This window comes from Bradyrhizobium sp. GW821-FHT13H06 (genome assembly GCF_058803975.1).
In genome coordinates this window covers 347,999-372,005 of record NZ_JBXAPN010000006.1, presented here as the reverse complement: position 1 = coordinate 372,005, position 24,007 = coordinate 347,999, and the positions used below count along the sequence as shown (strand labels likewise).

The following is a 24,007-nucleotide window of genomic DNA, read 5'->3' as shown; positions in this document are numbered from 1 at the left end:
CGTAGCGTCGTAGGGCGGGCAAAGGCGCCTTTGCGCCGTGCCCACATCTGCTTTACGTCGCGCGAAAGGTGGTGGGCACGCTTCCGCCTTCGCTCTGCGAGCTACGGCGGACAAGTCGCTTTGCCCACCCTACGCTAGGGCACCGTCTCCGCGCTCACATCGCAATGATATGATCGTCGATCTCGTCGATCCGGTTGACGCCGCACAGGCCCATGGTCGTGAGCAGCTCCTTCTGGATGATGTCGATCGCCTTGGCGACGCCGGCCTGGCCGCCGGCACCCAGGCCATAGGCATAGGCGCGGCCGATCATGCAGGATTTTGCGCCGAGCGCGAGCGCGCGCATCACGTCCTGGCCGGAGCGGATGCCGCCGTCGAACATGATCTCCATCTTGTCACCGACGGTGTCGACGATTTCGGGCAGGACCTCGATCGAGGACGGCGCGCCGTCGAGCTGGCGGCCACCATGGTTGGAGACCACGATCGCCTGCGCGCCGGTCTTTGCGGCGAGTTCGGCGTCCTCGACGTCGAGAATGCCCTTCAGGACCAGCTTGCCCGGCCAGATCGAGCGGATCCAGTCGATGTCGTTCCAGTTCAGCGAGGTGTCGAACTGCGAGTTGATCCAGGTCGACAGCGAGGTGATGTCGTCACTGACCTTCAGATGACCCGCGAGATTGCCGAAGGTGCGGCGCTTGCCCTGGAGCACGCCCGACACCCAGGCCGGCTTGGTGGCGAAATCGATCAGCTTCGACAGCGACCATTCGGGCGGCACCGTCATGCCGTTCTTGATGTCCTGGTGGCGCTGTCCGATCACCTGGAGGTCGACGGTCAGCACCAGCGCCGAGCATTTGGCCGCGATCGCGCGCTCGATCAGCGCCTTGATGAAGCCGCGGTCCTTCATCACGTAGAGCTGGAACCAGAACGGCTTCTCGACATTGGCGGCGATGTCCTCGATCGAGCAGATCGACATGGTCGATTGCGTGAACGGGATGCCGGCGGCCTGCGCGGCGCGGCAGGCGTGGATCTCGCCGTCGCCGTGCTGCATGCCGAGCAGGCCGACGGGCGCGAGCATCAGCGGCATGGTCGAGGGTTCGCCCAGGATCGTGGTCGAGGTGTCGCGCTTGGAGACGTCGACCAGGATGCGCTGGCGGAACTTGATCGCCTGCATGTCCTCGCGGTTGGCGCGCAGCGTTTCCTCCGCATAGGAGCCGCGGTCGCAATAATCGAAGAACGCCTTCGGCACGCGGCGCTGATGCAGCGCGCGAAGATCATCGATACAGGTGATGTGCTTCATGTCTTTTCCCCGGCCCGTCTTGCTTGGAAGTCTTGCATCGGAAGATTTCGGGGTCATCTAGCATGGTTGGATGCATAGCCAAATCGTTTGCAGGACGTTTTGCAGGAGGGTGCGATGACGAGGCCGCACGCTGGACCTTCGCCGGAAGAGATCAAGGAGAAGCACGATCTCGAGGAGGCGCTGGAAGAGGGATTGGAGGAGACCTTTCCGGGCTCGGATCCCGTCAATGTCACCCAGCCGGCACCGAGCCGCGAGGATGGCCATGTGAAGCGCAGCCGGTAGGGGCGGGTTCCGCCTCGGCGCCGCGTTCCGGCCGGAAATATAGTGTTAACAACATCTTACTGAGCCGGCGCCGCGCCCGGTTCCGTAATGATTCATCATATTTCTTGAAGCCAAGTTAGCCGCGATAGCATTATAAGACCCCAGCAAATCAGGGATGCGGGGCCCTTTCGGGCATCCCGTGGTTGTAGAGGGGATCCCCTGGTTGTTGCCTTTGGGGGACGATATGAGCCGCAAATATTTCGGGACGGACGGGATTCGGGGCCGCGCCAACGGGCTGATCACGCCGGAGCTCGCGCTCAAGGTCGGCCAGGCCGCAGGCCTTGCGTTTCAGCGCGGTGACCACCGCCACAGGGTCGTGATCGGCAAGGACACCCGTCTGTCCGGCTACATGATCGAATACGCGATGGTCGCAGGCTTCACCTCGGTCGGCATGGACGTGCTGCTGGTCGGCCCGATGCCGACGCCGGCGGTCGCGATGCTGACCAAGTCGATGCGCGCCGATCTCGGCGTGATGATCTCGGCCTCGCACAATCTGTTCGAGGACAACGGCATCAAGCTGTTCGGCCCGCAGGGCTTCAAGCTTTCCGACGACGTCGAGAAGCAGATCGAGCAGCTGCTCGACGAATCTCTCGACAGGAGGCTGGCACAAAGTGCGAGCCTGGGCCGCGCCCGCCGCATCGACGGCGTGCACGATCGCTACATCGAATTCGCCAAGCGCACGCTGCCGCGCGACCTGTCGCTCGATGGCCTGCGCGTCGTGATCGATTGCGCCAATGGTGCCGCCTACAAGGTGGTGCCGGAAGCGCTGTGGGAGCTGGGCGCCGACGTGGTGGCGATCGGCGTCGAACCCGACGGCTTCAACATCAACAAGGAATGCGGCTCGACCTCGCCCGAAGCGCTGTCGAAGAAAGTGCGCGAGATGCGCGCCGATATCGGCATCGCGCTGGACGGCGACGCCGATCGCGTCATCCTGGTCGACGAGCGCGGCCACATCGTCGACGGCGACCAGCTGCTCGCGGTGATCGCGCAGAGCTGGAAGGAGGACGGACGCCTGTCGCGCCCGGGCATCGTCGCCACCGTGATGTCCAATCTCGGCCTAGAGCGCTTCCTGAAAGGGCAGGGGCTCGATCTCGTGCGTACGCCGGTCGGCGATCGCTACGTCCTCGAGCAGATGCTGAACGGCGGCTACAATCTCGGCGGCGAGCAGTCCGGTCACATCATCCTCTCCGACTACGCCACCACCGGCGACGGTTTCGTGGCTGCCTTGCAGGTGCTGGCCGTGGTGCAGAAGCTGCGCCGGCCGGTCTCGGAAGTCTGCCACCGATTCGACCCGCTGCCGCAGATCCTCAAGAACGTCCGTCACAAGGGCGGCAAGCCGCTCGACGATTCCGACGTCAAGTCGGCGATCTCCGACGGCGAGATGCGCCTCAACGGCCACGGCCGTCTGCTGATCCGTTCTTCCGGCACCGAGCCCGTGATCCGCGTCATGGGCGAGGGCGAGGACCGCATCCTGGTCGAGGACGTCGTCGACACCATCGTCCTGGCGCTCGGCCAGGCCGCGGCTTGATGTTTTTCTTACCCTCCCCTGGAGGGTAAACGACGAGAACACCCACGCATCCCAGCCATCGACGATTGACGGTGGTTCGACCGCCGCTTGCATCGTAACTAGCGGATGCGGCGGTTCGCCGCGCCCGCCGGGACCGCTCCATTGAACAAGCCTGTCGTCGTCTCCGAGGAAACGCTGACCGAGCCCGTCGTCGTCAGCGACGTATCGCCCGCCGCCGCCAAGGCGGCAGGGCCGGCTTACATCGTGCTCGCCGGCATCAGCGTCTCGCACTTCCTCAACGACACCATGCAGTCGCTGATCGCCTCGGTCTATCCGATCCTGAAGGACACCTACGCGCTCGACTTCGCGCAGATCGGCATGATCACCCTGGCCTTCCAGTTCACGGCCTCGCTGCTCCAGCCGGTGGTCGGGCACTACACCGACAAGAAGGCACAGCCCTATTCGCTGGCGATCGGCATGGCCTCGACCTTCTTCGGCCTGCTGCTGCTCAGCGCCGCGCACCAATATCTCGTCATCCTCGTCGCTGCCGCCCTGGTCGGCCTCGGCTCGGCGGTGTTTCACCCCGAGTCGGCGCGCATCGCGCGGCTCGCGTCCGGCGGCCGCTACGGTTTTGCGCAGTCGGTGTTCCAACTCGGCGGCAGTTTCGGCACCTCGATGGGGCCGGTGCTCGCCGCGCTGATCGTGGTGCCGTTCGGTCAGGGCAGCATCGCCTGGTTCTCCTCGATCGCGTTTCTCGCGATCCTCATCCTCTGGCGTATCGGCAATTGGTATGCGCCGCAGATCAAGGCGAAGAAGACGGCCACGATTCAGGCCCATCCCGACGCGCCGAGCTCGCGCCGCGTCGCAGTGGCGCTGGCCGTGCTGGTCGCGCTGCTGTTCTCGAAGCAGCTCTACGTCTCGAGCCTGTCGAGCTACTACATCTTCTACCTGATCGATCGTTTCGGCGTGTCGACGCAGGCAGCCCAGATCTATCTCTTCATCTTCCTCGCCGCGAACGCCGTGGGTGCGTTTCTCGGTGGTCCCCTGGGCGACCGCTTCGGCCGCAAGATCGTGATCTGGATCTCGATCCTGGGCGCGCTGCCCTTCACGCTGGCGCTGCCTTATGCCGGCCTCTATGCCAGCGCCGTGCTCAGCGTCGCCATCGGCCTGATCATCTCCTCGACGACCTCGTCGATCATCGTGTTCGCGCAGGAGCTGGTGCCGCACCGCTTCGGCATGATCTCCGGCGTGTTCTTCGGCGTCGCGTTCGGCATCGGCGGTCTCGGGGCCGCCGTGCTGGGCAAGCTCGCCGACCACACCTCGATCGAGTTCGTCTACCAGGTCTGCGCCTATCTGCCGGCGATCGGGCTGCTCGCGGTGTTCCTGCCCAAGCTGCCGCGGCACGCGCGTTAACGCATTACTATTCGCTGCATTGCAGCTTCATACATCGTTAGGAAATGCGGCCCGCCCCGCGCTGCATTTTTGCAACGCTGCCGTCGCATCGGCGTGTGCGGTGAGAAAAAATCAACCTTAAAAATTAGGGTTAAGTGGCGCTTAAACATTTGCTGCCATCGTCCGGGGCGTGAGTTTCCAGAACGTGGGGCGCCCGTCTTTGCCTCACCGGCCAAAAGGACGAAGCAATGCGTAGCGTTAAGTCTCTGCTTGCCGCGGGTGCGGCAACCCTGATCTCGTCGATGGCGTTCGCCGCCGATATGCCGATCGCGGCGCCCCCTCCCATGTACGCGCCGCCCGCCCCGCCCGCCGATTTCGGCGGCTGGTATCTGCGCGGCGACATCGGCATGACCAACCAGCGCGCCAAGAGCATCGACGCCGCCTTGCCGGCTGGGTATCAGAAGACGACGGAGGGATTCGGCTTCGACTCGTCGCCGCTGTTCGGTCTCGGCGTCGGCTATCGCTTCAACAACTGGTTTCGTGCGGACGTGATCGGCCAGTACCGGGGCAAGGCCACCCTGCACGGTGCTGACAACGTCATCGGGCCGGGCTTCGTCGGCTCCAACAATTACAGCGGCAGCAAGTCCGAGTGGGTCGTCATGGCCAACGCCTACGTCGACCTCGGCACCTGGTGGTGCATTACGCCGTTCATCGGTGCCGGTGTCGGCGGCTCCTACAACAAGATCAGCGGCTTCCGCGACGACGGCGTCTCGTACAGCCCGGGGCTCAACAACAGCGTCGCTTACTTCGCCGATAGCGGCAAGTGGAACTTCGCCTGGGCCGCTCACGCCGGTCTCGCCTACAAGGTCAACCCCGGCTTCACGGTCGAACTGGCCTACAGCTACATGGACCTCGGCGACGCCGCGCCCGGCAACTACCGCCTGTTCGACAACAGTGCCTCCGGCCCGACCTCGATCAAGATCAAGGACATCACCTCGCACGACATCAAGCTCGGCGTGCGCTGGGATCTCAGCAGCCCGCCGGCCTACATGCCGCCGCCGCTCGTCACCAAGGGCTGATCGTCAGCCTCATCGCTTAACGTCTCTTAACGGCGCGGGATCATCCCGCGCCGTTTTGCTTTGCGTATTTTTCACGGCTCGCACTGACGAAATTGCCTACCGCAACCATTGGTTAAGGTTAACGAGCCATGATCACGGGCGAAAGTTCGAGTCGATGGAGCGTTGCGATGCGTGGGCTTTTGTTGGGGGCGGCGATGTTGGGGACGGTGTCTGCCGCGCACGCGGCCGACATGCCGGATCTGCCCGTCCTGCGCGGCGGCTACACCGAGGGCCTGTCGAAGACGACCCGCAACTGGGATGGCGCCTATATCGGCGGCAACGCCGGCTACACGACCGACGCGACTGATTTCAGCCAGAGCGTGGTCGGCCTGACCAACTACATCTTCCGCGACAGCGTCCTGCAGCAACCGACCGCGAACTGGTCGCTCCTGAACAAGGCCAACACGCAAGGCGTCAATTTCGGCGGCTTCGTCGGCCGCAATTGGCAATGGTACGATGCCATTCTCGGTCTTGAAGGCACCTACAGCTACTTCGACAATCTCTACACGCAGACCAGCGGTTACAACTCGCTCGTCATCACCAACCCGCCCGGGGATAACCCGCCCGAGGGCACGACCAACAATTACAACGTGACCTTGACCGGCACGGCCGCGGCGAAGGTCAAGGACATGATTTCGCTCCGTGGCCGCGTGGGCTGGGATGGCGGCGATTTCATGCCGTATGCCTTCTTTGGCGCCGCGGTTGGCCGAATGGACGTCTCCCGCACGGTGACGAGCGACGTGACGCTCACGCAGGTCGTATCGACAACGGTCGGCGGCGTTACGACGACCACGAGCAATACGTATGCTGTTCCGGTGCAATCGCAGACTCAGAGCCAGCACAGGACCAACACTTTCGCTGTGGGTTGGACCGCGGGCCTCGGGCTCGAATATTGCATTTGGGACGGGTTGTTCGCGCGCGTGGAATACGAGTATGTGAGATTCTCGCCCGTCATGAACACGCAGGTCACGCTGAACAACGCGCGCGTCGGGCTGGGCTACAAGTTCTGAGCCGCCCGCTTCCTGTTGACAGATTCCCTCTGTCCTGATGCTCTGTCGCCCGAAGACGGGGCGGCAGCGATGAAGATCTACGGCGACGGCAATTCCGGAAACTGCCTGAAGGTGAAGTGGGTCTGCGACAAGCTCGCAGTGCCCTACCAGTGGATCGAGATCGACACGCGCAAGGGCGAGACGCGTACGCCGCAATTCCTCAGGATGAACGGCGCCGGCCAGGTGCCGACCGTCGAATTCGACGACGGCCGCACGCTCGCACAGTCCAACGCCATCATCCGCTATCTCGCCCGCGACAGTACGCTCATTCCGCGCGACGCCTTTGCAGCGGCCAAGATGGACGAATGGCTGTTCTGGGAGCAGTACAGCCACGAGCCCTATATCGCGGTGTGCCGATTCCTCCTGGTCTACCTGGGCAAGGACGCATCCGAGCTCGATCCCGAGAAGGTCAAGCGCGGCTATGCGGCGCTCGACCGCATGGAGCAGCATCTCTCCGGCAGCCGCTTCTTCGCCGGCGATGAGGTTTCGCTCGCCGACGTGTCGCTGCTCGCCTATACGCGCCTCGCGCATGAAGGCGGCTTCGATCTCGGCCGCCATGCGTCCGTCCGCCGCTGGATCGGCGAAGTCGAAGCGTTTCTCGGCCTTGCGCCGGCGCGCTGAGGTGCGGAGTTGTCTGACATGAATGCCGAAGCCGTCTCCATCCGTCCCGCGCGCCGCGAGGACGTCGCCGCGATCGTGGCGATGCTCGCCGACGATCATCTCGGCCGCGCGCGCGAGCGCGTGGAGGATCCGTTGCCCGCCTCCTATTACGACGCATTCGCGCGGGTCGAGCGCGATCCGAATCTCACGCTCGTCGTTGCCGAGAGCGCGGGCAGGGTGGTCGGCTGCCTGCAACTCGCGATCCTGCCGGGCCTGAGTTCCCAAGGCGGCGTGCGCGGCCTGCTCGAGGACGTCCGCGTTGCTTCCGATTGTCGCAGCCGCGGCATCGGCGAGCAATTGGTGCAATGGGCGGTCGCGGAAGCGAAGGCGCGCAATTGCAATCTCGTCGAACTGCTGACGCATCAGACGCGCGTCGACGCGCAGCGCTTCTACAAGCGGCTCGGATTTGCCGCGAGTCATGTGGGCATGACTGTCCGCTTTTGAGGCAGCTTCTCGCGAGCCTTGCACGATCAGCAAATTCGGATCGCGCATTCGTTCATCTTAATGGGCGGTAAACTACCCGTCCGTCGTTCACGTTGAATCGGGAACGAACAGTGCTACGGCAGCTTTTGGCACCGGGCTCGGTCGGTTCGGGGATTTCGATGACAAGCTATTCAATGATCAAGGTCGGCAACGACTACGTCGTGCAGGCCCATGACAAATGCATTTTGAAGGTCGGCAGCCGGCGCAGGGCCGCGCAATTGATCAGCGATGCCACGGACTTGCTGAATGCGCTCGCCGTCGTCCAATCCCCGGAGATCGCACCCGAGGCGCCATCACTCGCACGTGAGGCCCCGGAACTTCCTTGACTGGTCTTCCCGATTCCCGTATCAGCCGCGGCGGGACACCTCCCCCCAACGGGAGGCTTACTATCTGGAAGGGTAGATCATGACTGTAGCGAAGCCCGCTTCGCGGCCCGCCGTGCCGCATTTCTCCTCCGGTCCCTGCGCCAAGCGCCCCGGCTGGAACGCCCAAAATCTCAAGGACGCAGCGCTCGGCCGCTCGCATCGCGCGAAGATCGGCAAGACCAAGCTCAAGCTCGCGATCGACCTGACGCGCGAAGTGCTCGAGGTCCCCGCCGATTACCGCATCGGCATCGTGCCGGCGTCCGATACCGGCGCGGTCGAGATGGCACTGTGGTCGCTGCTCGGTGCGCGCCCCGTCACCACGCTCGCCTGGGAATCCTTCGGCGAGGGCTGGGTCAGCGACATCGTCAAGGAATTGAAGCTCAAGGACGTCACCAAGCTGAATGCGGCTTACGGTGAGATTCCCGATCTGTCGAAGGTCGATCCCAAGAGCGACGTCGTCTTCACCTGGAACGGCACCACCTCAGGCGTGCGCGTGCCGAACGCCGACTGGATCAGCGCGACCCGCGAAGGCCTGACCATCTGCGACGCGACGTCCGCCGCATTCGCGCAAGCTCTTGACTGGCCGAAGCTCGACGTCGTCACCTTCTCCTGGCAGAAGGCGCTCGGCGGTGAAGCCGCGCACGGCATGCTGATCCTGTCGCCCCGCGCGGTGGAACGGCTCGAGACCTACAAGCCGGCCTGGCCGCTGCCAAAGATCTTCCGCATGACCAAGGGCGGCAAGATCAACGAAGGCATCTTCGTCGGCGAGACCATCAACACGCCCTCGATGCTCTGCGTCGAGGATTATCTCGACGCGCTGAACTGGGCCAAGTCGATCGGCGGCCTCAAGGCGCTGATCGCGCGTGCCGACGCCAACACCAAGGTGCTCGCCGACTGGAAGGCGAAGACGCCCTGGATCGACTTCCTCGCCAAGGACGCTTCGATCCGCTCCAACACCTCCGTGTGCCTCAAGTTCACTGATCCCGCGATCACTTCGCTTTCGGCGGACGCGCAGGCCGACTTCTGCAAGAAGCTGGTCGCGCTGGTCGAGAAGGAAGGCGCCGGCTTCGACTTCGCCTATTACCGCGATGCGCCGGCCGGCCTGCGCATCTGGTGCGGCGCCACCGTCGAGGCCAGGGACGTCGAGCTGCTGACGCAGTGGATCGACTGGGCCTTCGCCGAGACCAAGGCCGCTCTGCCCAAGGCGGCGTGATTGCTTTCTTCACCTCTCCCCGTTCTTACGGGGAGAGGTCGGGTCGCGCAGCGATCCGGGTGAGTGGCTCTCTCCACGAGCACCTCGCCTGTGGCTGCCCCTCACCCCAACCCTCTCGCCGTAAGAACGGGGAGAGGGAGAGCAAAGTGCTTCTGCGCAATTCCTCATTCCGGCCCTCGGGGCCCATCCTCCCTCAGGGACGGTGAAGGACACATCACCATGACCAAACCCAAAGTTCTCATTTCCGACGCGCTCTCGCCCGCCGCCGTGCAGATCTTCAAGGATCGCGGCGTCGAGGTCGACTTCCAGCCCAATCTCGGCAAGGACAAGGACAAGCTCGCCGAGATCATCGGCAATTACGACGGCCTTGCGATCCGCTCGGCGACCAAGGCGACCGCCAAGATCCTGGAGAAGGCGGCGAAGCTGAAGGTGATCGGCCGCGCCGGCATCGGCGTCGACAATGTCGAGATTCCAGCGGCCACGGCCAAGGGCATCATCGTGATGAACACGCCGTTCGGCAACTCGATCACGACCGCCGAGCACGCCATCACCCTGATGCTGGCGCTGGCCCGCGAGATCCCGCAGGCCGACGCCTCGACCCAGGCCGGCAAGTGGGAGAAGAACCGATTCATGGGCGTCGAGATCACCGGCAAGGTGCTCGGTGTCGTCGGTTGCGGCAATATCGGCTCGATCGTCGCCGACCGTGCGCTCGGCCTGCGCATGAAGGTGATCGCGTTCGACCCGTTCCTGTCGCCGGAGCGCGCCAAGGACATCGGCGTCGAGAAGGTCGAGCTCGACGACCTGCTGAAGCGCTCCGATTTCATCACGCTGCACACCCCGCTCACCGACAAGACCAGGAACATCATCGACGCGGCTGCGATCGCCAGGATGAAGAAGGGCGTGCGCCTGATCAACTGCGCCCGCGGCGGCCTCGTCGACGAGCAGGCGGTGGTCGATGCGCTCAACTCCAAGCACATCGCGGGCGCCGCCTTCGACGTGTTCGTCGAGGAGCCCGCGACCAAGAACGTGCTGTTCGGCCATCCCAACGTGATCTGCACGCCGCATCTCGGCGCATCCACCACCGAAGCGCAGGAGAACGTCGCGCTCCAGGTCGCCGAGCAGATGTCGGATTACCTGCTCACCGGCGCGATCTCGAACGCCGTCAACTTCCCCTCGATCACGGCCGAAGAAGCGCCGAAGCTGAAGCCGTTCATCGCGCTTGCCGAGAAGCTCGGCTCCTTCGCCGGCCAGCTCACCGAGACCGGCATTCTCAAGGTCGAGATCACCTATGAGGGCCACGTCGCCGAGATGAAGATCAAGGCGATCACCTCCGCCGTGCTGTCCGGTCTGCTGCGGCCGATGCTGGGCGAGGTCAACGTCGTCTCCGCGCCGGTCGTCGCCAAGGAGCGCGGCATGGTGGTGGACGAGATCGTGCGCGCCGCCCAGAGCGACTATGAGAGCCTGATCACCGTGGCGGTCACCACCGAGCGGCAGGAGCGGTCGGTCTCGGGCACCGTCTATGCCGACGGCAAGCCGCGCCTCGTCGACATCAAGGGCATCCGTGTCGATGCCGAGTTCGGCAAGTCCATGATCTACGTCACCAACGAGGACAAGCCGGGCTTCATCGGCAAGTTCGCGAGCCTTCTGGGCGACGCCAAGATCAACATCGCCACCTTCCATCTCGGCCGCGTCGCGCCCGGCAGCGATGCCATTGCGCTGGTCGAGGTCGACGGCGCGGTGCCGGCGGACCTGCTCGCCAAGGTGCAGGCCCTGCCGCAGGTCAAGCAGGCCAAGGCGCTGACGTTCTGAACTCTCACCGTCGTCATGGCCGAGCTTGTCCCGGCCATCCACGCCTTCCCACGCATGTCCAAGATCGTGGATGCCCGGGACAAGCCCGGGCATGACGTGTGGATAGAGTGACGCTCACATTGATATTCCGACCCGCGGAACAACGCCGCCTCCGTCACCGGGGGCGGCATTTTTATTTCCCGCGATCTGCTGACTTTGTGTACCAATGGCGCCCAGAACGCCTCGTAACTACGCTCCGTTCAAATCGTTCGACAAGGGAGAAACACATGCGTGAAGCCGTCATCGTTTCCTATGCGCGCACGGGCCTGGCAAAATCCGGCCGCGGCGGGTTCAACATCACGCCGCCGATGTCGCTCGCGGCCCACGCCATCCAGCACGCGGTCGATCGCGCCGGCGTCGAGAAGGACTATGTCGAGGACTGCTATCTCGGCAATTGCGCCCATGGCGCACCGAACATCGGCCGCCAGGCCGCGCTGCTCGCCGGCCTGCCGAAGACCACCGCCGGCGTCTCGGTGAACCGCTTCTGCTCCTCGGGACTGCAGACCATCGCGATGGCCGCCAACTCGATCCGCTCGGATGGCGCCGACTGCATCGTTGCCGGCGGCGTCGAGAGCATCTCGATCCCCGGCGGCGCCACGCCGAAGGAGTCGGTCGACCCGGAGCTGCTTAAGGTCGCGCCCGACATCTTCATGGCCATGATCGACACCGCCGACATCGTCGCCGAGCGCTACAAGCTCAGCCGCGAATATCAGGACGAGTTCTCGCTGGAGTCGCAGCGCCGCATGGCCTCGGCGCAGCAGGCCGGCAAGTTCAAGGACGAGATCGTCCCGATGAAGACCCGGATGAAGGTCGTCGACAAGCAGACCAAGGCCGAGAGCATCGTCGACTACGTCGTCGACCGCGACGAGTGCAACCGGCCCGAGACCACGCTGGAAGGTCTCGCCAAGCTCGAGCCGGTGAAGGGTCCCGGCAAGTTCGTCACCGCCGGCAATGCCAGCCAGCTCTCCGACGGCGCCGCCGCCGTGGTGCTGATGGAAGCCAAGGACGCGGAGAAGCGCGGGCTGAAGCCGCTCGGCCGCTTCGTCGCCTGGGCGACCGCCGGCTGCGAGCCCGACGAGATGGGCATCGGCCCGGTGTTCGCGATTCCGAAGCTGCTCAAGCGCACCGGCCTCAAGATCGACGACATCGATCTGTGGGAGCTCAACGAGGCCTTCGCCAGCCAGTGCCTGTATTGCCGCGACCAGCTCGGCATCGATCCCGCCAAGTACAACGTCAACGGCGGCTCGATCGCGATCGGCCATCCCTTCGGCATGACCGGCGCCCGTCTCACCGGCCACCTCTTGCAGGAAGGCGCCCGCCGCAAGGCCAAGTGGGGCGTGGTGACGATGTGCATCGGCGGCGGCCAGGGCGGCGCCGGCCTGTTCGAGATCTACAGCTGAGACCATGCGACAGGAATGCGAAAGGGCACGGCGCGCGCCGTGCCCTTTTTGCTATTCGGGCATCAGGCGGAGACGCGACGCCTGGGCGCTGTCGGCGTCGGCGGACCTAAGCAGCGCGCCACTGTCTCGAACAGCCAGGCGACACCGGCATCCGCGATCGCAGCTTGTGAGGCGACGACGCGCACCGGGTCGGGCGTCCACGGAAACGGTACGGGGCGGATCACGAGGTCGAAACGCGCGGCGTGGCGTTCGACCAGATGGCGCGGCAAGGTCGCAATGAAATCGCTCTCGGCGAGCTGCGCCAGCGCCAACATGAAGTTGGGCACGGTCAGCGCCACGCGCCGGGAATGGCCCCGTTCGGCAAGCCTGACGTCGACGATCCCGAGCGCATCACCGGTCGCCGAGACCAGCATGTGCCGTGCTGCCAGATAGGTCGCGAGCGTGACCTTGCGGGCCATCGTGTGGCCCTTGCGCATGGCGACGACGAAGTCCTCCTCGAACAGCAGCCGTTCGGCGTAACGTGACGGCAGCGGACCGACCGGCAGCACGGCGAGGTCGAGCCGGTGCGAATCAAGCTCGGAGAGCGTGTCCTGCCAGACCTGGCTCGACGCCTTGCCATGACGTTGCGGCATTAGCTGCAGCAGCCGGATGTCGATCCCCGGGCCTTCCCGGGCGAGGGTCTCGAGGAGAGAAGCGAGAAACACCGCGGCCAACGCATCCGGTGTGCCGATCGTGAACGATCGCCTCGCCGTTCGCGCGTCAAAGGGCTCGGCGGCCGACACGATCGCATCGAGGCGCGACAGGAGTTCGGCGACGGGACCTGCAAGCGCGAGCGCGCGCTCCGTCGGCTTCACGCCGCTCGGCGTCTTCAGGAACAACGGATCGTGGAAGATGCGCCGCAGCCGGGCCAATCCGTGGCTCACCGCCGAGGGCGTGAGCTTGAGCTTGTCCGCCGCGCGCGAGACCTGGCGCTCCTCCAGCACGGTGCTGAACACGACGAGGAGGCTGACGTCGATCCGTGCAAGCTGAGCAGGATTCAGCATGGTCCTGAGATCTTATCACTGGCTTCATCACGGTCAAAGCGGCATCCAGCATCTTGTGCAACCGCATGAACCGTCAACACCGGAGCCCTCGGATGAAGAATGATCAAGATCCGCATCGCGCAGCCGCGCCCGCGGCGGTGTCCAGGCGTCACACGCTCGCAGGAATGGCATGCATGCCGCTCGTCGTCGCCGAGGCGGCCACGGCCGACGACGTGATCGCGAAACTGATCGACCATACGCAGCAAGCGAACACGGCGCTGATGCGCGGCGACGCCGGCATCTACCGGCAGATGGTCTCCCTCACCGACGACTTCGTGCTGATGTCGCCGTTCGGCGGGGTCCCGTCAAAGGCCGCGGAGTACACGCCAGAAAGGTGGGAGCGGATGGGCCGTTTCTTCAGGAACGGAACGCACAGGCAGGAGGTCGTGCAGACCTATGGCTCGCAGGACATGGTCGTCCTGGCGCTGATCGAGCGGGACAGCGTCGAGGTCGGAGGGCTGCCGGCCCAGGAGTGGGCCTTGCGCGTGACGCTCGTCTACCGGCGGGTGGGCACCGAGTGGCGCCTGGCGCATCGCCACGCCGACCCGCTGGCCAATGGCATCAGCCTGCAGCAGGCGGCGGCGCTGGGGCGCGGTCTGCCCGCAAGCCAGTGAGCGCCTCAAGCCCCCGCCAGCGCTGGCGCGAACACCACCTCGATCAGCGTGCCGTGGCCCGCGCTCTTGATGTTGAAGCGGGCGCGGTTGGCTTCGACCAGCGCCTTGGTCAGCGACAGGCTGAGCGCCGAGCTGTCGGCGGCATCGCCGGGCGGCGGGGTGCGGAACGGCTCCATGGCGGCGGCGACCTCGCGCTCGGTGAGGCCGTGGCCGGTGTCGCGGATGCGCAAGGCAATCTCGCCGTGGTCGGTCAGCGCGGTCGAGACGATGACCTGGCCGCCGGCGCTGGCGAGCCGGATCGAGTTCGAGATCAGGTTCATGGTGATCTGCCGCATCGCGCGGGCATCCACGTTCACCTGCGGCAGCGCATGGGCGAGCGAGGTGCGGATGATGATGCGTTCGCGGTTGGCCTGCGGCTGCATCACCGCGACGCAGGCCTCGACGAGGTCGTTGAGGTTGAGGTTGTCGAAGGTGAGGTCGAGCTTGCCGGTCTCGATCCGCGACAGCTCCAGCAGGTCGTCGATGATGGCGATGACGCGCTCGCCGGAGGCGCGGATGTCCTTCATGTATTCGCCATAGCGCTCGTTGCCGAGCGCGCCGAAGCGTTCGGAGATCATCACCTCGGCAAAGCCGATGATGGCGTTGAGCGGCGTGCGGATCTCGTGGCTGATCCGCGCCAGCATGTCGGCCTTGGCATTGGCCGCGCCGTCGACGAGGCGGCGGGCCTGCGTCAGCTCGCTCTCGCCCTTCTTGCTCTGCGAGAGATCGCGGAACACGGCGAAGAAGTTCGGGCCGTCGGGGCGCGTGCGGCCCATGATCATCGCGAGCGGAATGACGCCACCCTTCTTCTCGCGTCCCAGCACCTCGCGGCCGTGGTCGAGCAGGCTCGCAATGTCCTGGCTCTTCAGGCTTTCGAGATAATCGGCGACGATCTGCTGGCTTTCCGGCGCGAACAGCGTCGAGAGGTTCTGCTCGAGCAGCGCTTCGCCGTCATAGCCGAACAGCGCCTCGGCACTGCGGTTGCAGGCGTGGATGTTGCCCTCCGCATCGAACATGACGATGCCCTCGGCCGTGGTGTCGAGGATGGCGGCGAGATCCTCGGCCTCGGCTTCGCCCGCCGCGGACTCGGGTTCGTAGGTGTAGGACGCTGCGACGACGGACCCGGTGACGACGGATTCGGCAATCACGGTCTCTGCGATCACAGGCGCCGCGGCGACCGGTGTCGCCTGCGGCAGCGCGCAGATCAGCGCGTGCGCGCTCTCGCCGTCCCAGTCGATCGTGTGCAGATGCGCGTCGGTCGTCGCAAGCGGCGCTTCGCCGTTCGCGACCGTCGCGCTGATCGTGACAGGCGTGCCGCCTTGCGAGGTGCTGCTTGCTGACGACACGCCCGGCTCGACATAGAGCGCATCCAGCCCGCCGGCATTCTCCAGCGCGTTGAGGCTGGCATAGCCCATGCGCGCGAGGAAGGCGGGATTGGCGTAGAGCAGGCGGTCGAGCCGGTAGATCAGGATTCCCGTCGGCAACAGATCGAGCAGCGTGCGGTCGCGCGCGCTGGCGCCGCGCGCCGGGGCTGCGGGCTCGGTCAGCCATTCGGCCGCGGTGTGCGGCGCCTCCGGCTCCGGCGGCTCGGCTGCGGTCTCCGCCGCCGGCTCGGCCGCATCGGCCGCGATCGTCTCGCGATCGCGTTCGAGCCGTTCGGACAATTGCCGCGCGAGCTCGTTGAACGCGCTGTTTTCGACCGGCGTCAGCGTCGGCGGTCGTGTGTCGCCGGCCGGTCGGAACGGCACGACATTGGGGGGCGTTTCCACGGGCGTTTCCAGATCGGTTGGGTGTGAATTCGCGTCGGCTGTGGCGGCTGCCGGTTCAGGCTCGGGTGTCGGCTCGGGCTCGGGCGGCTCGACCGGCGGAGGCGCTGCCGTTGCTTCCAACTCGGCCGCGGGCTCTGCTTCGAGCTTGGCTTCGGGCTCAACTTCGGGCTCAATTTCGGGCTTGGCCTCCGGCTCCGGAGCGGGCTCGGCGGCGTCAGCGGCGATGTCCTGCTGCGCCGGCGGCGCGACGAGCAGCTCGAAGCGGCGCAGCGCCTCGAGCCGGTTGAGGCCGTCGAGATCGCGGCAGACGCCAAATCCCCTGAAGCCCGCGAAATTGCGCTCGCGGTCGTAGATCGGCAGGCCCGCGAGCTCGACCGCAAGACGCTCGCCGCCGTCGGCCGGCCAGTTCACGGTGATGCCGGCCCAGGTGTCGTGGCTTGCAAGCGCCTGCGCGACGCGCCCGTCCGGATCGAGCGAGAATGTTTCGGCGATCTCGCGCCAGGGGCGGCCGAAGCCGGCGGCCGTGTGCGCGCCGATCAGGCGGATGAATTCATCGGAGAGAAGCACAAAGCGGCCCTCTGCATCCATCTGCCAGAGGAAGCGCAGCGGATGCTGACGCGGTGCGGGCGGCTCCTGCTGGCCCGAGGACTCTTGGCCCGACTCCGGCTCGACCATGCCTCGAGTGATCGGCACAACCTGCGGCGACACAATGGCCTCTGCCGGGTTTTCAACCGGAGTCTTGGGCGCGGCGTCGGCCGCCGCGGGGACGATCGGCTCTTCAATGGTCTGGACCGGTGCGACGTCCGGTATCGCCTCGCAGGCGGGCTGCCCGGGCGTGTGTGCAGTCTCGGCTGGCGCAGCTGTTTCGACCGGATCGGTGAAGGCGTCGAACAGCGCGAACGCGTTCGGCGGCGCGTTCGAAGGCGCAGGCTCCTCCGGCCCTGCGGCTGCAGGCTCGACAGGGAGGACCTCGGGCGCGGGCGGAGCCGGCTGGCCGCGTGCGATATTGGGCGCCACTTCAGGCGCGGCCTCGTGCGCCGCTGCTGTCCAGGCGGCAGGCTCGATCAGCGCGACAAGCCCGACATCGGCCCCCGTGCCGACCCGTTGCAGCACCATCTGGCCGATGCCGATCGGCGTCGCGGCGCGGCCGGTTGCCAGCGCATCGCTGCGTGCCCGGTCGAGGCCGGCCTCAAAGAGATCGCGGAAGCCGAGCAGGGAGCGGGCGGCCTCGCTGGCGCCGACGAACAATCCGTCCGGCGCGAACGCGGCCATCGGCACCTTGGCGCCCGCGACCAGGCGAGACAGCCGCTCGACCAGCGGCATCGGGCGCGACGTGGGATACATGGCGGTGACCAGCACGGCATGGCCGCCATCGGCAAAGTCGAGCCGCGCGCAGGCGCAGGTCATCAGCGTGCCGAGCCGGGCGCCGAAGCCGCGCAGCCGTTCGAGCCGCACGGTGCCGTTCGCCGGCAATTGGCCCGCGAGCCGGGCGACCTGGCGGCGATGGCTGTCCGCCGGGCCGAACACCTTTTCGGAGAGGCCAGCGCTGTTCGCCGCGCCGAACAGGTTTGCGCCGACCGGATTGGCCCACAGCACGCGCGCGCCGTCGACCGACCACAGCCAGGTGGCCAGCGGCGAGGTCGCATGCACGGCCAGCCGCGGATCGCCCACACCTCGCAACTGGAAATCCGAACGCTTCATAAGGCCGGCTGTCGCTCACGCATCAGGTGGCGGCTGCCGGAATGGCAGCCTTAAGAAAGAGTTATCGCCCGAGAGGCGCGGGCAGGTCCACGGCCGCCAGCCCGAAACGGCGCCCCAAGCGGCGATAACCTTAATGGTGCCGACCCCGCAAGCCGAAGCGCCGTTGCATCCAAGGGATTCGAAGAGCAGCGGGTCAGGCCGGCCTGACGAGTGAGATTCGCTGAGAGCTCCGTCGAAGGTGCGCTCCCTCCCCCCGCTTGCGGGGGAGGGTTGGGGAGAGGGTGTCTCGACAGCGAAGACTCCCCCAGAGAAAAGAGCCCTCACCCGGATCGCTTGTGCGATCCGACCTCTCCCGCAAGCAAGCGGAAGAGGTGAAGAGCCACCTGCCCAACACACCCGACTACCTCAACCCCCGGTTCCCCCGACCCGGAACCTCACCCTGACCTAGATTAAATTTCGCAGCGCACCCTTGTGGCGCGTTGCGATGCACAATGTTGACATGATAGGCAGTCATAGTGCTGGGCGCTGGGCGAGCCATCTCATTCGTTCCGCGTTTCCAGTCTTTCGTACCCGCTGAAGGTTAGGGCCCGCGATCGGGGCCGGCGGGCGCGCCAGAAGGCTCACTCGATTTTTCCATTAGCGTGAGGGACAACCATGACAGGTGCGACTGATCCGTTTTCTGCCTCGATCATTCCGTTCGAGGTTCCCGAGCAGATGCGTGCGTTCGCCGAAAAGGGCGTGTCGCAGGCCCGCGAGAACTACGCCAAGTTCAAGGACGCCGCCGAGACCCACAACGGCACCGTCGAGGCCGTCTTCACCTGCGCCTCCAAGGGTGCGAGCGAATACACCGCCAAGCTGGTCGAGTTCATGAAGGCCAACACCAGCGCCCAGCTCGACTTCGCCCAGCAGCTGTTCGGCCTGAAGTCGCCGGCGGAAGCGCTGGAGCTGTGGACCGGCCACACCCGCAAGCAGTTCGAGACCCTGCAGTCCCAGGCCAAGGAGCTGGTCGAGCTCTCCCAGCGCGTCGCCGCCGAGACCGCCGAGCCGATCAAGGCCAGTGCCTCGAAGTACTATCCGTCCGCCGCCTGAGCGACCGGACTGGAATTGACGACGAAACCCGGGCCTGGCGCCCGGGTTTTTTCTTTGGAAACAGCGCTGCGGGCGATCTCGCCCTGGGTTCAATCGACGCCCGCCAAGACCTCCGACCACCTCTCCCAAAGGGAGAGGTCGGATCGCATCAAAGATGCGATCCGGGTGAGGGGATCAGGTCTCACTTTTCGGGATGCGGCCCCTCACCCGGATCGCTCCGGCGCGCATGTGCGCGCCGAAGCAATCCGACCTCTCCCCGCTGGGGAGAGGTGAACCAACTCCAGCCGATCCACATTTTCTTGCGCCGGAGACGGGCAAATATCGGGTTTTGCGGCCTTGCCAAAAACGCCCGTTGCACCTAGTTTCCGCCCCGTCCAGCCCCCTCGGTGACCGGCCCTTCTCAAGGGCGCCCCAAGCGGCGGCTCGCCAGGATGCAGTTGTAGCTCAGTTGGTTAGAGCGCCTGTCTGTGGAACAGGAGGTCGGTGGTTCGAGCCCACCCAACTGTACCAATGATTTCAATGTTCTAGTCAGGTGTACGCAGATCGTCGCGTTTCGCTTAGCGGAGATTCCGCTCTGATCGAAGAAGCCGCGCCATCTTAGCGATGACGCGACTTCGTCGACGGCGATTACGCAGATGACAACAAGCGTGGCAGCGTTTGCGGCTGCTTTGGCACTCGGCGATACCAGCCGTCACGCACCGCTTTCCCCGCCGCCGTGATTGCTAGGCCAATGTAAGGCATGCCCCAAGACGTCAATTCGATCTGGCCGGCTTTTAGCCGATAACGGAACTGACTCTCGAGTTGCTTGAGATCGGCAGTAATCGATGCGCCTTCTGGTAGTAGCGCGATCACGTCGGCAACATGATAGTGTCGTACGTCGTATGTCGCCCAGTACTCGCGCATGAAACCTCGCGCGTTCGCAGCTCCATTCTCATCTATCAGCCTGCGCGAAGCCGGAAGCGAGATGCGCGCGTGAGCGCTATGTACTGGACGATGGAGCCAAAGCCAAAATGGCGTAATCTCCCCGTGACGGTACGAACACGCCCTGATTTTTAGCTTCCCCAATTTGGCCAGCAGCCATCTTCCTCGTGACGGCCGGTGCGATTGGTGCAGGTCTGGTCAAGCAAGCGCAGCCCAACATCTTTCCAGATCGCGTCCGCCCCGAAATAGCGGATGGCCTCGGCCGTCTGCATCTCGACGATGCGAGAGCAGCGCGAACATTCGACGCGGAGCATATGAACTAAGGTGACAGTGCACTAATCTCCGCACGGCGCGCTATCTGAAGCGCTGGTCAGCCAATTTTGTAATTAGCTTAGTGCGCGGTCACCGTAGCTCCCCGGTTCGCAATGCGCTATCGGTAGCGAGCCACGGACGTTCATGGACAAGCAAGCTAGGCGAAAAACATCGTGAGTTTCTTCGAGCGTCTCAAGACAGAAGCATCCGTTGAGTGGCGGGCTTATACCGAGCATCCCTTCACGAACGGATTGGCAGACGGCTCGCTCCCCGAAGCGGCGTTTCGTCACTACCTCGTTCAGGACTATTTGTTCCTCATCGAGTTCGCGCGCGCCTACGCGCTGGCGGTCTACAAGTCGCCCAGACTTGCCGACATGCGTGAAGCCGCGGCCGGCCTTTCGGCCATCCTTGATGTCGAGATGAAGCTGCATGTGAAGCTCTGTGCCGAATGGGGTCTATCCCCGAGCGACCTTGAACAGGCCCCTCCGGCGGCCGAGATGCTGGCCTATACGCGCTACGTGTTAGATGCGGGAATGCGCGGCGATCTGCTGGCGCTCAAGGTGGCGCTTGCGCCTTGCGTGATCGGGTACGCGGAAATCGCAACGCGGCTCGCCTCGCGCCCCGATGCTGACGCCGCGAGGAACGCCTATCGCGTCTGGATCGCCGAGTACGCCGGCGTGGCGTACCAGGAGGTCGCTGCCAAGGCTCTAGCGCATATGGAGCAGCTCGCCGATCTCTACGCCACGCCGGCCCGCGAGGCCGAGCTGATTGCGATCTTCAAGGAAGCCACCCGCCTCGAGGCAGACTTCTGGGAGATGGCCTGGCGCGCGGGCCAACGTGTTGAATAGCGGGGTCGGCAATCGTCAGGCGCCCCTACTTCCTCCCGCCACCATCAACACCACCACCGCAATAAGTCTCCATGCGCTCTCCTGAACGCTTATATCCAAGCCGCGCGAGCGAATTGTGGGCCTGCGTTCGGCTGGACAAATTCGCCATTTGGAGTAGCCTTTTCAGACACAGCAACATGCTAGCGGAGGTTCTCCGTGGAACATCGCGGCGTAAGCTTCTCGATCGTTGAAATGAGCTACCCGGCTGGTTGGAAGTGGACTGTCGGAAAGGGCCGAACAGTGTCGGTCGGTGTCTGTGCGACGAGGCTCGACGCGATCCGCCAGGCTCAGACCTTCATCGACGCGATCATGGACTGGGCTGCCTAGGCTAAAGTCAAAATGCTCGCCTTCGATTGGTCATGCCGAGCACCGTAAACCCAGCAGCCGAGTTTGTGTCGGCGCGGCGCTACCTCCCTCCCGCCACCACCGGCAACGTCGCCGCCGCCAGCAGCGTCCCCACTGCCACCGCGCCCGACACCGGATTCACCAGCCGTTGATACTGGACCGCGAAGATGCAGGCGTTCGCGTCGGTCGGCATCGCCGCGAACAGCACGATGACGCCGGCGGCAGACCGAGCAGCTTTGCCAGCACGAACGCCGCCGCCGGCATCATGCCGGCCGCAATCAGCGCAAACACCGGCGCGACGATCAGCAAGGTGGCCATGCGCAGCTACGACCCCAGCTCGATGATCCTGCGCGCCATCCGCACATTGGCATAGTCGATCATCTTGCCGTCCAGCGTCACCGCGCCCTGGCCTTGCACCTCCGCCTGCTCCATCGCCTCGACCACCCGCCGCGCCTGCGCCAGCTCCTCGGCCGATGGCGTGAACGCGCGCAGCGTCGGTTCGATCTGGTCGGGATGGATGACCTGCTTGCCGTCGAACCCCATCGCCGCGGCCTTTTGCGCGCTGGCCTCAGTCAGCCTGGCATCGCGGAACGCGCCGCAGGGGCCGTCGATGGCGCGCAGGCCGAACGCGCGCGCGGCCACCAGCAGGCGCATCATGGGATAGGCGAACAGGTCGAGCGGCGCGGAGGCGTAGCCGCTCTGAGCCGATCCCACATGGCGATAGCCATCCGGCGAAATTCCGATGTCGGAGGTGCGGGCGCCGAGCGAGGCCGCGAGATCGCCGACGCCGAGGTGAAGCGCGGCCACGCTTTGGTGTGCGGCGGCGAGCGCATCGACATTGACGAGGCCCAGCGCGGTCTCGATCAGGAGTTCGAGCGCGACCGGCGCGGCGCGATCCGGCGCGGCGGCGCGGAGCTGATCGGCGATGGCAACGATGTCGCTTGCGCGCTCCGCCTTCGGCACGATCACCGCATCCAGCCGCGGCAGCGCCGCCAGCGTGCGGATCTCCTGCGCGATGAACGGGCTGTCGACAGCATTGAGCCTGACCGCGACGCGCTTGCTGCCCCAGTCGAGCGATGACAGCGACCGCACCGCTTCCTCCAGCGCAACAGCCTTCTCGGAGGGCGGCACCGCGTCCTCGAGATCCATGAACACGGCATCCGCGCTTGAAGCCGCTGCCTTGGCGACGAGGCGGGCGCGATGCGCGGGGACGGCCAGATAGGCCCGGCTCGGTCGCAGCGAGACCATCGTCACGTCTCCTTGGCCAGACCGAGTTCACTGAGGATGGACTCGTTGTGCTCGCCGACATCAGGCACCGGATCCATCCGCGGGCTCACGCCGGGAATGGTGAGCGCGGGCAGGAAGCTCATGACCGGCCCGGTCGGCGATCCCACGGTCTGCACCCGCGAGCGCGCGTGGAGTTGTTCATGCTTCAGGAAGGCTTCGACCGAGTTCAGATGCGCATTGGCGATCGCGGCTTCGTCCAGCAGCCGCAGCACCTCCTCGCTGGTCATGGAGGCAAAGCGCTGCTCGATATGCGCCTGCAGGTCGTCGCGGTTCTGCATGCGCAGCGGATTGGTGCGGAAGCGCAGGTCGTCGGCAAAGCCGGCATCGCCAAGCACGATGCGGCACAGCGACCGCCATTCCCGGTCGTTCTGGATGCCGAAGAAGATGGTGTTGCCGTCGCCCACGCGAAACGGTCCGTAAGGTGCGATCGTCGCATGCTTCGCGCCGGTGCGCGGCAGCGGCCGGCCCGTGTGCTCGGTGTAGAACGCGGGATAGCTCATCCAGTCCGTGATGGAATCGAACAGCGAGGCCTGGAAGGCCGTGCCCTTGCCGGTCCGCTCGCGGGCGTACAGCGCCATCAGCACGCCGTTGAGGATGTACATGCCGGTGGCGATGTCGACCACCGAGAGCCCGACCTTGGCGGGCTCCGCCTCGGTGCCGTTGATGGCGAGCACGCCGGCCTCGCACTGCACCAGGAGATCGTAGGCCTTCTTGTTGCCGTAGGGGCCGCCGGCGCCATAGCCCGAGACGTCGCAGGCGATGAGGCGCGGAAATTTTCGCACCAGCGATGCCGCATCGAGGCCGAGCCGCTCCGCCGCGCCGGGCGCGAGGTTCTGGATGAACACATCGGCGCGCGGCAGCAGGGCGTCGAGCACCTTGCGGCCGCCCTCGCTCTTGAGGTCGATGGCGAGGCTTTCCTTGGAACGGTTGGTCCAGACGAACTGGCTCGACATGCCGTTCATCACATGATCGTAGTCCCGGCAGAAATCGCCCGCGCCCGGCCGCTCGATCTTGATGACCCGTGCGCCCCAGTCCGCCAGGTGGCGGCTGGCCAGCGGCGCCGCGATCGCCTGCTCCAGCGAGACCACCGTCACGCCCGCCAGCGGCAATTCCGCCTCATTCCCCTCCATGCGATCGCTCCACTCCCGCCAACGCTTTTGACCGGCGCAGGAGACAGGCCGACCACCCCACGCGCATCTTTTTTGATGATGCCATCATGCCCCTGTTTTGCCCGACAAGTCAAATTCGACTTCGTTAAATCCTAATAATGAAAATGCCGAGGGATTGCCGCCACTTGGCTACTGTGCATGGGGT

General features: G+C 65.2%; 22 protein-coding genes, 1 tRNA gene and 1 pseudogene. 16 read left to right on the top strand and 8 right to left on the bottom strand.

The window, feature by feature from the left end; translation table 11 throughout:
* Window positions 1-154 precede the first annotated feature (154 nt).
* On the bottom strand, window positions 155-1,291 hold the full coding sequence (locus AC1RQP_RS25660) for an alpha-hydroxy acid oxidase (protein WP_239621304.1): 1,137 nt from the start codon (window positions 1,289-1,291) through the stop codon (window positions 155-157).
* Between the two features lie 114 nt (window positions 1,292-1,405).
* Here AC1RQP_RS25660 and AC1RQP_RS25655 point away from each other — a divergent pair, with 114 nt between their 5' ends.
* From AC1RQP_RS25655 to AC1RQP_RS25605, 11 genes are all read left to right on the top strand, one after another.
* Window positions 1,406-1,573, top strand: coding sequence for a hypothetical protein (locus AC1RQP_RS25655; RefSeq protein WP_492939104.1), 168 nt, complete (start codon window positions 1,406-1,408; stop codon window positions 1,571-1,573).
* A 223-nt stretch (window positions 1,574-1,796) separates the two neighbouring features.
* Window positions 1,797-3,140: a phosphoglucosamine mutase gene (gene glmM, locus AC1RQP_RS25650; protein WP_028180072.1), complete on the top strand. Its 1,344-nt coding sequence runs from the start codon at window positions 1,797-1,799 to the stop codon at window positions 3,138-3,140.
* A 141-nt stretch (window positions 3,141-3,281) separates the two neighbouring features.
* A complete protein-coding gene (locus AC1RQP_RS25645) occupies window positions 3,282-4,532 on the top strand; it encodes an MFS transporter (protein ID WP_492939102.1) in 1,251 nt (416 codons plus the stop codon).
* Window positions 4,533-4,759: 227 nt separating this feature from the next.
* Window positions 4,760-5,590, top strand: a complete 831-nt coding sequence (locus AC1RQP_RS25640; RefSeq protein WP_239621312.1) for an outer membrane protein — start codon at window positions 4,760-4,762, stop codon at window positions 5,588-5,590.
* A 167-nt stretch (window positions 5,591-5,757) separates the two neighbouring features.
* On the top strand, window positions 5,758-6,639 hold the full coding sequence (locus tag AC1RQP_RS25635; protein WP_239621319.1) for an outer membrane protein: 882 nt from the start codon (window positions 5,758-5,760) through the stop codon (window positions 6,637-6,639).
* 69 nt (window positions 6,640-6,708) lie between these two features.
* Window positions 6,709-7,299 carry a glutathione S-transferase family protein gene (locus AC1RQP_RS25630; RefSeq protein WP_239621321.1) on the top strand — a complete coding sequence of 197 codons (591 nt, stop codon included), beginning with the start codon at window positions 6,709-6,711 and terminating at the stop codon, window positions 7,297-7,299.
* 18 nt (window positions 7,300-7,317) lie between these two features.
* Complete coding sequence (locus tag AC1RQP_RS25625; protein ID WP_131869240.1) at window positions 7,318-7,782, top strand: GNAT family N-acetyltransferase; 465 nt, start codon at window positions 7,318-7,320, stop codon at window positions 7,780-7,782.
* Window positions 7,783-7,940: 158 nt separating this feature from the next.
* Entirely contained in the window at window positions 7,941-8,147 is a 207-nt protein-coding gene (locus AC1RQP_RS25620; RefSeq protein ID WP_028180066.1) for a hypothetical protein, read from the top strand.
* A 79-nt stretch (window positions 8,148-8,226) separates the two neighbouring features.
* Window positions 8,227-9,399 (top strand): phosphoserine transaminase, encoded by a 1,173-nt coding sequence (locus tag AC1RQP_RS25615; RefSeq protein WP_239621329.1) that lies wholly within the window; start codon window positions 8,227-8,229, stop codon window positions 9,397-9,399.
* Between the two features lie 219 nt (window positions 9,400-9,618).
* Window positions 9,619-11,208, top strand: coding sequence for a phosphoglycerate dehydrogenase (gene serA, locus AC1RQP_RS25610; protein WP_239621331.1), 1,590 nt, complete (start codon window positions 9,619-9,621; stop codon window positions 11,206-11,208).
* A 266-nt stretch (window positions 11,209-11,474) separates the two neighbouring features.
* Window positions 11,475-12,647: a thiolase family protein gene (locus AC1RQP_RS25605; protein WP_239621340.1), complete on the top strand. Its 1,173-nt coding sequence runs from the start codon at window positions 11,475-11,477 to the stop codon at window positions 12,645-12,647.
* Window positions 12,648-12,709: 62 nt separating this feature from the next.
* Here the strand turns inward: AC1RQP_RS25605 and AC1RQP_RS25600 are convergent, their stop codons facing one another.
* The gene (locus AC1RQP_RS25600) at window positions 12,710-13,690 is read right to left on the bottom strand and encodes a LysR family transcriptional regulator (protein WP_492939098.1); all 981 of its coding nucleotides are present in this window, start codon (window positions 13,688-13,690) and stop codon (window positions 12,710-12,712) included.
* Window positions 13,691-13,863: 173 nt separating this feature from the next.
* On the opposite strand from AC1RQP_RS25600, the gene AC1RQP_RS25595 reads away from it, so the two are divergent.
* Window positions 13,864-14,343, top strand: a complete 480-nt coding sequence (locus AC1RQP_RS25595) for a YybH family protein (RefSeq protein WP_492939096.1) — start codon at window positions 13,864-13,866, stop codon at window positions 14,341-14,343.
* A 5-nt stretch (window positions 14,344-14,348) separates the two neighbouring features.
* Here the strand turns inward: AC1RQP_RS25595 and AC1RQP_RS25590 are convergent, their stop codons facing one another.
* Window positions 14,349-17,852 (bottom strand): PAS domain-containing sensor histidine kinase, encoded by a 3,504-nt coding sequence (locus AC1RQP_RS25590; protein WP_492939094.1) that lies wholly within the window; start codon window positions 17,850-17,852, stop codon window positions 14,349-14,351.
* A 654-nt stretch (window positions 17,853-18,506) separates the two neighbouring features.
* Between AC1RQP_RS25590 and AC1RQP_RS25585 the strand changes: the two genes are divergently transcribed.
* A complete protein-coding gene (locus AC1RQP_RS25585) occupies window positions 18,507-18,941 on the top strand; it encodes a phasin (RefSeq protein WP_239621347.1) in 435 nt (144 codons plus the stop codon).
* A gap of 433 nt (window positions 18,942-19,374) precedes the next feature.
* Window positions 19,375-19,451, top strand: a tRNA-His gene (locus tag AC1RQP_RS25580).
* Between the two features lie 117 nt (window positions 19,452-19,568).
* Here the strand turns inward: AC1RQP_RS25580 and AC1RQP_RS25575 are convergent.
* The gene (locus AC1RQP_RS25575) at window positions 19,569-19,844 is read right to left on the bottom strand and encodes a hypothetical protein (RefSeq protein WP_492939092.1); all 276 of its coding nucleotides are present in this window, start codon (window positions 19,842-19,844) and stop codon (window positions 19,569-19,571) included.
* Between the two features lie 149 nt (window positions 19,845-19,993).
* Window positions 19,994-20,179: pseudogene (locus tag AC1RQP_RS25570) on the bottom strand (hypothetical protein); the annotation flags it as partial.
* A gap of 168 nt (window positions 20,180-20,347) precedes the next feature.
* Here AC1RQP_RS25570 and tenA point away from each other — a divergent pair.
* Both tenA and AC1RQP_RS25560 read left to right on the top strand, forming a co-directional pair.
* Window positions 20,348-21,022 (top strand): thiaminase II, encoded by a 675-nt coding sequence (gene tenA / locus AC1RQP_RS25565; protein ID WP_492939090.1) that lies wholly within the window; start codon window positions 20,348-20,350, stop codon window positions 21,020-21,022.
* Window positions 21,023-21,253: 231 nt separating this feature from the next.
* Entirely contained in the window at window positions 21,254-21,388 is a 135-nt protein-coding gene (locus tag AC1RQP_RS25560) for a hypothetical protein (RefSeq protein ID WP_256456200.1), read from the top strand.
* A 79-nt stretch (window positions 21,389-21,467) separates the two neighbouring features.
* Here the strand turns inward: AC1RQP_RS25560 and AC1RQP_RS25555 are convergent, their stop codons facing one another.
* From AC1RQP_RS25555 to AC1RQP_RS25545, 3 genes are all read right to left on the bottom strand, one after another.
* Window positions 21,468-21,614 carry a hypothetical protein gene (locus AC1RQP_RS25555; protein ID WP_492939089.1) on the bottom strand — a complete coding sequence of 49 codons (147 nt, stop codon included), beginning with the start codon at window positions 21,612-21,614 and terminating at the stop codon, window positions 21,468-21,470.
* A gap of 116 nt (window positions 21,615-21,730) precedes the next feature.
* The gene (locus tag AC1RQP_RS25550) at window positions 21,731-22,654 is read right to left on the bottom strand and encodes an HpcH/HpaI aldolase/citrate lyase family protein (protein ID WP_492939087.1); all 924 of its coding nucleotides are present in this window, start codon (window positions 22,652-22,654) and stop codon (window positions 21,731-21,733) included.
* A 2-nt stretch (window positions 22,655-22,656) separates the two neighbouring features.
* Entirely contained in the window at window positions 22,657-23,823 is a 1,167-nt protein-coding gene (locus AC1RQP_RS25545) for a CaiB/BaiF CoA transferase family protein (protein ID WP_492939085.1), read from the bottom strand.
* Window positions 23,824-24,007: the final 184 nt, after the last annotated feature.